Consider the following 9,288-nt stretch of genomic DNA (forward strand, 5'->3'; position numbering starts at 1 on the left):
CCGACGACCGCGGCCGGAACGACGCCGTTGGCCCGCCACAGCTCGGCGAGGGACACCATCACCGCCCACAGCGCGGGCTGGACCACATCCACCCGGTCGAAGCCCGGCGCGCCGTCCTTCTGGCGGAGCACGTCCAGCAGGGACCAGTCGGTGTGCGGGGCAAGGGCCCGCTCGCAGTCGTCGAGGTGGGCGGCGAACACCGGCGAGGCGTCGTACAGCTCCACCGCCATCCCCGCCCACTGGGAACCCTGCCCGGGGAAGACGAACACGGGGCGGCCCGTGCCCTTGACGACGGCGCCCTCGGTGACGCCGGCACCGGCCGTGCCCTCGGCCAGGGCGGTGAGCCCGGCGAGGAGTCCTTCGCGGTCGTCGGCCTGGACCGCGCCACGGCGTTCCAGGGCGGCCCGGGTGGTGGCCAGCGACCAGGCGACGTCCACCGGGCGCAGCGCCTCGGCGTCCTCGGCCCCGGCGAAGTCGCGCAGCCGCTCGGCCTGGCCGCGCAGGCCGGCCGTGCCGCGCCCGGAGACGATCCAGGGCAGGGCGGCGGCCGGGAAGGCCGGGACGGTGGGCACGCGGGCGGGCTCGTCGGCGGGCGGCGCCTGCTCCAGGACGACGTGGACGTTGGTGCCGCTGCCGCCGAAGGAGGAGACGCCGGCCCGGCGCGGGCGGCCCGTCTCGGGCCACGGGCGGGCCTCGGTGAGCAGTTCCACGGCGCCCGACGCCCAGTCGATCTCGTGGGCGGGCTCGGCGACGTGGAGGGTCTTGGGCAGGATGCCGTGGCGCAGCGCCATGACGGTCTTGATGACGCCCGCGACGCCGGAGGCGGCCTGGGAGTGGCCCAGGTTGGACTTCAGGGAGCCCAGCCACAGGGGCCGGTCGGCGGTGTGGGCCTGGCCGTAGGTGGCGAGCAGGGCCTGTGCCTCGATGGGGTCGCCGAGGGTGGTGCCGGTGCCGTGCGCCTCGACGGCGTCGACGTCGGCGGGGTCGAGGCCCGCGTCGGCGAGGGCCGCGCGGATGACGCGCTGCTGGGCGGGCCCGCTGGGGGCGGAGAGGCCGTTGCTGGCGCCGTCCTGGTTGGCGGCCGTACCGCGGATGACGGCGAGGACCTGGTGGCCGTTGGCCTGTGCGTCGGAGAGCCGCTCCAGCATGATCACGCCGACGCCCTCGGACCAGCCTGTGCCGTCGGCGTCCTGGGAGAAGGACTTGCAGCGGCCGGACGGGGAGAGTCCGCCCTGCTGGCTGAAGCCGATGAAGACACCGGGCGAGCACATGACCATCGCGCCGCCGGCGAGCGCCATGCGGCAGTCACCGGTGCGCAGGGCCTGCACGGCGAGGTGCAGGGCGGTCAGGGAGGAGGAGCACATGGTGTCGACGGTGACGGCCGGGCCCTCCAGCCCGAAGGTGTAGGCGAGGCGGCCGGAGGCGACGGCGGCGGAGGCGCCGAACAGCATCTGGCCGTCGGAGCCCTCGGGCATCTGCACGTCGTGGCCGTAGCCGGGGTAGCCGGYGCCGATGAACACGCCGGTGCTGCTGCCCTTGAGGGTGTCCGGGTCGAGGCCGGCCCGTTCGAAGACCTCCCAGGCGGTCTCCAGGAGGAGGCGCTGCTGCGGGTCCATGGTGAGGGCCTCGCGCGGCGAGATGCCGAAGAAGCCGGGGTCGAAGTGGGTGGCGGTGTCGACGAAGCCGCCCTCGCGGACGTAGCTCGTACCGGCCTTGGCGCGGTCGGGGTCGTAGAAGCCGTCGAGGTTCCAGCCCCGGTCGGTGGGGAAGTCGCCGATGGCGTCGCGGCCTTCGGCGACGAGCTGCCACATGTCCTCGGGCGAGGTGATTCCGCCGGGATAGCGGCAGCTCATGGAGACGATGGCGATGGGCTCGTCGGAGGCGGCGACCGGGGCGGCGGCCTCGGCGGTGGTGTCCTCGTCGCCGAGGAGTCCGGTGCGCAGCAGTTCGGCGACGGCCTGGGGGGTGGGGTGGTCGAAGACCATCGTCGCGGGCAGGGTGAGGCCGGTGGCGGCGGTGAGCCGGTTGCGCAGGTCGACGGAGGTCAGCGAGTCGAAGCCGGTGGCCTTGAAGGCGCGTCCGGGCTCGATCGCGTCGGGGGAGGGGTGGCCCAGGACGGCGGCCGCCTCCCGGCGGACCAGGTCGAGCAGGATCGTGTCGCGTTCGCCTTCGGGGGCCTGGCGCAGGCGGCGGGCGAACTCTGCGGCCGGGTCGTCCGCGTCGGTGTCCTCGTCGGGGCGGACGGCGTCGAGGGCCTTGCGTGCCTCGGGGATGCCGGTGAGCAGCGGGCTGGGCCGGGTGGCGGTGAAGCCGGGCGCGAAGCGGGACCAGTCGACGTCGGCGACGGCGACGAACGCCTCGTCGTGTTCGACGGCCTGGACCATCGCGGACAGGGCCGTCACCGGGTCCATCTCCAGGACGCCGCGGCGGCTCATGTACTCCTGCGCGCCGGCGGTCTCCATGATGCCGCCGCCGCCCCAGGCGCCCCAGGCGACGGAGGTGGCGGTGAGGCCGCGGGCCCGGCGGTGTTCGGCGAGCGCGTCGAGGTGGGCGTTGGCGGCGGCGTAGGCGGTGTGGCCGGCGGCGCCCCAGACACCGGAGTTGGAGGAGAACAGGACGAAGGCGTCCAGGGCGGTGTCGCCGAGGAGTTCGTCGAGGTGGGTGGCGCCGGCGGCCTTCCCGGCGAGGACCCGCGCGAACTCCTCGGGCGTGACCTCCTCCAAGGCCGTGGACTGGGGGACTCCGGCGGCGTGGACGACGGCGGTGAGGGGGGTGGCGGCGGGTACGGAGGCCAGCAGCGCGGCAACCGCGTCGCGGTCGGCGACGTCGCAGGCGACGGCTTCGGCCTCGGCGCCCAGGGCCCGCAGCTCCGCGAGTAGTCCGTCGGCGCCGGGGGCGTCGGGGCCGCGACGGCCGGCCAGCAGGAGGCGTTCGGCGCCGGCGGCGGCGAGCCAGCGGGCCACGTGGGCGCCGACTCCGCCGGTGCCGCCGGTGACGAGGACGGTGCCGTGCGGGCGCCAGTCGCGGGCGGGTTCGCGGTCGTCGAGGGCGGCGCGGACCAGGCGGCGGCCGAAGGTGCCGGAGCCGCGGACGGCGATCTGGTCCTCCTCGCCGGCGCCGCCGGCGAGGATCTGGACGAGCCGGGTCAGGGCGCGGTCGTCGGCGGCGCGCGGCAGGTCGACGAGTCCGCCCCAGCCGCGGGGCCGTTCGAGGGCGACGACCCGGCCCAGGCCCCAGACCTGGGCCTGGGCGGGGTCGGGGGCTTCGTCGGAGCGGCCGGTGGAGACGGCGCCGCGGGTCACCGTCCACACCGGGGCGCCGGTGAGGCCGGCGTCGGTGAGGGCCTGGACCAGGACGAGGCCGTGCAGGGCGCCGTCGGCGCCGAGGCCGGCCAGGGAGAGGACCCCGGTGACCTCGGTGCCGGCGACGGCGGTGCGGACCAGTTCGGCGAGGGCGGCGCGGTCGGTGCCGCCGGCGCGTACGGTCACGGTCGAGGCGCCGTGCCGGGCGAGCGCGGCGGCGCAGTCGGCGGCCGGGGACTCGTGGGCCGGGTCGGCGGGCAGCACGACCAGCCAGGTGCCGGTCAGGGGTGCGGGGGCGGGCTCCGGGAGGCGGTCCCAGGAGACGCGGTAGCGCCAGGAGTCGACGGTGGACCGCTCGCGGCGGCGGCGCCGCCAGGAGGACAGGGCGGGCAGCAGTTCGCCCAGGGAGCGGCGCTCCTCCAGGTCGAGGGTGCCGGCGAGGGCTTCGAGGTCCTCGCGTTCGACGGCGTCCCAGAAGCGGGCCTCGGCCTCGTCGGCGGGCAGGGTCGCGGCATCGGCGGGGGCGGCATCGGCCGCCTCCAGCCAGTACCGCTGCTGCTGGAAGGCGTAGGTGGGCAGTTCGACGGTGCGGGGGCCGTGCGGGGCGACGAGGGTGGCCCAGTCGACGCCGGCGCCGCCCACCCAGGCCTCGGCGAGGGAGGTCAGGAGGCGGCGCGAGCCGCCGTCGTCGCGGCGCAGGGTGCCGAGGGTGACGGCGGCGGCGGCCGTGGTGTCGATGGTCTCCTGGACGCCGACGGTCAGGACGGGGTGGGCGCTGGACTCGACGAAGATGCCGTGGCCCTCGGCGAGGAGGGCGCGGACGGCCTCCTCGAAGCGGACGGTGGTGCGCAGGTTGGTGTACCAGTACTCGGCGTCGAGTTCCGTGCCGTCGAGGAATCCGGCGGTGACGGTGGAGAAGAAGGGGGTGTCGGCGGTGCGCGGCTCGATGCCGGCGAGGAGGCCGGTGACCTCGTCGCGGATGGACTCGACCTGCGCGGAGTGCGAGGCGTAGTCGACGTTGATGCGGCGGGCCCGTACGCCGTCGGCCTCGCAGGCCGCGAGGAGCTCGTCCAGGGCCGCGGACACCTTCGCCGCGTCCTGGAGGGACAGGGCGCCGCAGACGGCGGCGGCGGCGATCTCGCCCTGCGAGTGGCCGACGACCGCGGCCGGAACGACCCCGGCGGCCCGCCACAGCTCGGCGAGGGAGACCATGACCGCCCACAGGGCGGGCTGGACCACGTCGACGCGGTCGAAGCCGGGAGCGCCGGCCTCCTGCCGCAGCACGGCCGGCAGGGACCAGTCGGTGTGCGGGGCGAGGGCTTCGGCGCACGCGTCGAGGCGGGCGGCGAACACCGGGGAGGCCTCGTACAGCTCCACGGCCATGCCGGCCCACTGGGACCCCTGGCCGGGGAAGACGAGGACGACCCCGGAGCCGGGCAGGGTGGCGCCCTGGACGACGGTGGTGGCTCCGGGTGCGGCGTCGGCGAGGGCGGCGAGGCCCTCCTGGAAGCCGTGGTCGCCGACGGCGACGACCACGGCGCGCTGCTCCAGGGCGGCGCGGGTGGTGGCCAGGGAGTGGGCGACGTCGGCGGGGCCGGGCGCGTCCTCCCGGCCGGCGAAGGCGCGCAGCCGGTCCGCCTGGGCGCGCAGGGCGCCCGGGGTGTGGCCGGAGAGGGGCCACGGGATCAGCGGGGTGGACAGGACGGCGGCCGGGGCGGCGGGGGCGGCGGCGCCCTCGGCGTCGGCGTCCGGGCCGTCGGGGGCGTCCTGTTCGAGGATGACGTGCGCGTTGGTGCCGCCGACACCGAAGGCGGAGACGCCCGCGCGGCGCGGGCCGCCGTCGCGGGAGGTCCACTCGACGGGCTCGCGCAGCAGCCGTACGGAGCCGGCCGACCAGTCGACCTGGCTGGTGGGCGCGTCGACGTGGAGGGTGCGGGGCAGCAGGCCGTGGCGCATGGCCATGACCATCTTCATCACGCCGGCCATGCCGGCGGCGGCCTGGGTGTGGCCGATGTTGGACTTCACGGAGCCGAGCCACAGCGGCCGGTCCTCGGGGCGGTTCTTCCCGTAGGCGGTGAGCAGGGCCTGCGCCTCGATGGGGTCGCCGAGGGTGGTGCCGGTGCCGTGCGCCTCGACGGCGTCGATCTGCTGGGCGCCGAGGCGGGCGTTGGTGAGGGCCTGCTTGATGACGCGGATCTGGGAGGGGCCGTTGGGGGCGGTCAGGCCGTTGGAGGCGCCGTCCTGGTTGACGGCGGAGCCGCGGATCACGGCCAGGACCTCGTGTCCGTTGCGGCGGGCGTCCGAGAGCCGCTCCAGCAGCAGGACGCCGATGCCCTCGGCGAACCCGGTGCCGTCGGCGGAGTCGGCGAAGGCCTTGCAGCGGCCGTCGGCGGCCAAGCCGCGCTGGCGGCTGAACTCGACGAACAGACCGGGGGTGGACATGACGGTGACGCCGGCGGCCAGGGCGAGGGAGCACTCGTCCTGGCGCAGGGCCTGCACGGCCAGGTGCAGGGCGACGAGGGAGGAGGAGCAGGCGGTGTCGACGGTGACGGCCGGCCCCTCCAGGCCGAAGGTGTAGGCGAGGCGGCCGGAGACGACGGCCGCCGCGCTGCCCGTGCCGAGGTAGCCCTCGACGTCGTCGGGGACCGAGTCGAGGTCGGTGGCGTAGCTGGAGGAGGAGGCGCCGACGAACACGCCGGTGCGGCTGCCCTTGAGCGACGTCGGGTCGTACCCGGCGCGCTCCAGGACCTCCCAGGAGGTCTCCAGCAGCAGCCGCTGCTGCGGGTCCATGGCGAGCGCCTCGCGCGGCGAGATGCCGAAGAGCTGCGCGTCGAAGCGCGGGACGTCCCGGAGGAACCCGCCCTGCTTGGTGTAGGAGGTGCCGATCCGGTCGGGGTCGGGGTCGTAGAGGGCGTCCAGGTCCCAGCCGCGGTCCTCGGGGAAGCCGCCGATGCCGTCGCGGCCGTCGGCGACGAGGTCCCACAGCTGTTCGGGCGTGCCGACCTGTCCGGGGAAGCGGCAGGCCATGCGGACGATGGCGACGGGCTCGGGCTCTTCGAGCTCCTTGACGCGCCGGCGCGCGTTGCGCAGGTCGGCGGTGGCCCGCTTCAGATATTCGCGGAGCTTTTCTTCATTGTTCGTGCTCAACGTCACTCACCTACCGGGAACGGGAAGCCAACACGGCGCGGTCGTTGCGGGCGCGGGGTCACTGCGTCTCCAACTCGTCGTCGAGCAGGTCGAAGAGCTCGCTGTCCGAGGCCGAGTCGAGGTCGGCGTCGGAGGCGGGCGCCGCGTCCGCTCCGGTGGCGTTCCAGGCGGCGAGCAGCGCGTGGAGCCTGCCGCTGATCCGGCCGCGGTCTTCGGGGGTGGCCTGCGCGGCCGCGGCGAGGGCGCCGCCGAGCCGGTCGATCTCGTCGAGCAGCGGGTCCAGGCCGTCGGTGTCGCCGAGGAGTTCGGTGCGCAGCAGGGCGGCGAGCTCGACGGGCGTCGGGTGGTCGAAGACCAGGGTGGAGGGCAGGCTCAGGCCGGTGGCGGCGCCGAGCCGGTTGCGCAGTTCGACGGCGCTGAGGGAGTCGAAGCCCAGTTCGCGGAAGGCCCGCTGGGGTCCTACGGCGGCCAGGGCCTCCGGGCCGGTGGTGCCGTGGCCGAGGACGGAGGCGGCCTGCTTGCGGACGAGGTCGAGCAGGAGGCGGTCCTGCTCGGCCGCCGGGAGGCCGGTGAGCCGGTGCAGGAGGGCGTCGGCGGCGCCGTCGGCCTCCTCGGCCTCGGCGGCCGCGGTGGCCTCGGCGCGGGCGAGGAGCCGCGCCGCCTCGGGGACCATCTCGAACAGGGGGCTGTTGCGTTCGGTGTTGGTGCCCAGCGAGAAGCTGTCCCAGCGGATGTCGATGATGACGGGGGCGGTCTCCTCGTGGTCGAGGGACTGCTGGAGCGCGGCGGTGGCGAGCTCCGGGGGGAGCTCCCAGACGCCCTGGAGGCGGGCGCGTTCGCCGACGCCGTTGTCGGCCATGCCGCTGCCCTCCCAGGTGCCCCACACGACGGCGGTGGCGGGCAGGCCGAGGGCGCGGCGCTGCTCGGCGAGGGCGTCGAGGAAGGTGTTGCCGGGGGTGTAGTTGCCCAGGCCCGCGGAGCCGTAGGCGGCGCCGAAGGAGGAGAACAGGACGAAGGCGGTGAGCTCCTTGTCCCGGGTCAGTTCCTGGAGGTTGAGGGCGCCGCGCACCTTGACGGCGAGGACGCGCTCCATGCGGTCGGGGGTGAGCGAGTCGACCATGCCGTCGTCGAGGACGGCGGCGGTGTGGAACACCGAGGTCAGCGGGGCGTCGGCGGGGACGGCGTCGATGACGGCGGCCAGGGCGGCGGCGTCGCTGACGTCGGCGGCGGCGAGGGTGACCCGGGCGCCGAGGGCGGTGAGTTCGGCTTCGAGGGCGGCGGCGCCGGGGGCGTCGGGTCCGCTGCGGCTGATCAGGAGGAGGTGTTCGGCGCCGGCGCGGGCGAGCCAGCGGGCGGTCTGCGCGCCGAGTCCGCCGGTGCCGCCGGTGATCAGGGCGGTGCCGGACGGCTGCCAGGTGCGGGCCGGTCCGGTGTCGCCGAGGGGGGCCCGGACCAGGCGGCGGACCAGGACGTTCCAGGACCGTACGGCGAGCTGGTCCTCGTCGCCGGGTTCGGTGAGGACGCCGGCGAGCCGGTTCCAGGCCTCCTCGTCGGGCTGCTGCGGCAGGTCGACGATGCCGCCCCACAGCCGCGGGTGCTCCTGCACGAGGACGCGGGCCAGGCCCCAGACGGCGGCCTGGACGGGGCTGGTCAGCGGGTCGGAGTCGCCGACGGAGACGGCGCCCTGGGTGAGGGCCCACACCGGGGCGTCGAACTCGGCGAGTTCACGGACCTGGAGGATCGCCTGGACGAGGGTGACGGTGCCGGCCAGGCCGAGCGGGAGCTCGGGGTGGTCGGGGTGGGGGCGCTCGTCGAGGGGGAGCAGGGACAGGATCCCGGTGACGGAGTCCTCGCCCTCGATGGTGAGTTCCTGGTGGAGCTGCTGGGCGAGGGTGTAGCGGTCGGAGGCCCAGACGTCGACGGGGACGCGGACGGTGCGGGCGCCCCGGTCGGCGAGGCGGTCGGCGGCGGCCGCGGCGAGCGCGTCGTCGCCGCCCTCGGACTCCACGATCAGCCAGGTGCCGGTCAGCCGCGGTGCGGCGGTCTCGGCGACCGTCCACACGGTGCGGTAGCGCCAGGAGTCGATCGCGGACTTCTCGCGGCGGGTGCGGCGCCAGGCGGCCAGGGCGGGCAGGGCCTCGCCGAGGGGCTGGTCGGCGCCGACGCCGAGGGGCGCCAGGTCGCCGCTGTCCACTGCCGCCCAGAAGGCGGCGTCGACCTCGTCGCCGCCGTGCGCGGCGACGGCGGGGGCCGCCGGGTCGGCGGGGGCCGCCGGGTCGGCGGGGGTGGCGTCGAGCCAGTAGGGGCGGTGCTGGAAGGCGTACGTGGGCAGGTCGACCCGCTGTGCGCCGTCGGGGAAGACGGTGGGCCAGGCGACGCCGGCGCCGCGGGTCCAGGCTTCGGCGAGGGAGGTGAGGAACCGCTGCGGGCCGCCCTCGTCGCGGCGCAGGGTGGCGAGGGTGACGGCGGACGCGGCGGCCGGTGCCTCGGCGGCATCGATGGTCTCCTGGACGCCGATGGTGAGGACGGGGTGGGCGCTGGCCTCGATGAACAGGCCGTGGCCGGCGGTGAGGAGGCTGCGGACGGCCTCCTCGAAGCGGACGGTGGTGCGCAGGTTGGTGTACCAGTACGCGGCGTCCAGCTCGGAGCCGTCGGCCCACTCCCCCGTCACGGTGGAGAAGAAGGGGATCTCGGCGGTGCGCGGCTCGATGCCGGCGAGGAGGCCGGTGACCTCGTCGCGGATGGACTCGACCTGCGCGGAGTGCGAGGCGTAGTCGACGTTGATGCGGCGGGCCCGTACGCCGTCGGCCTCGCAGGCCGCGAGGAGCTCGTCCAGGGC

General features: G+C 75.9%; 2 protein-coding genes. Both read right to left on the reverse strand.

Annotated features, from left to right (window positions below; translation table 11 throughout):
- Positions 1-6,449 (reverse strand): type I polyketide synthase (locus AB4039_RS41365; RefSeq protein WP_442273211.1); only part of this gene is annotated, 6,449 nt, incomplete at its 3' end.
- A 58-nt stretch (positions 6,450-6,507) separates the two neighbouring features.
- A partial coding sequence (locus tag AB4039_RS41370) for an SDR family NAD(P)-dependent oxidoreductase (protein WP_442273212.1) occupies positions 6,508-9,288 on the reverse strand: 2,781 nt, incomplete at its 5' end.

It is taken from the genome of Streptomyces sp. M-16, from assembly GCF_052114405.1.
In the GTDB taxonomy this organism is placed as follows: Bacteria; Actinomycetota; Actinomycetes; order Streptomycetales; family Streptomycetaceae; genus Streptomyces.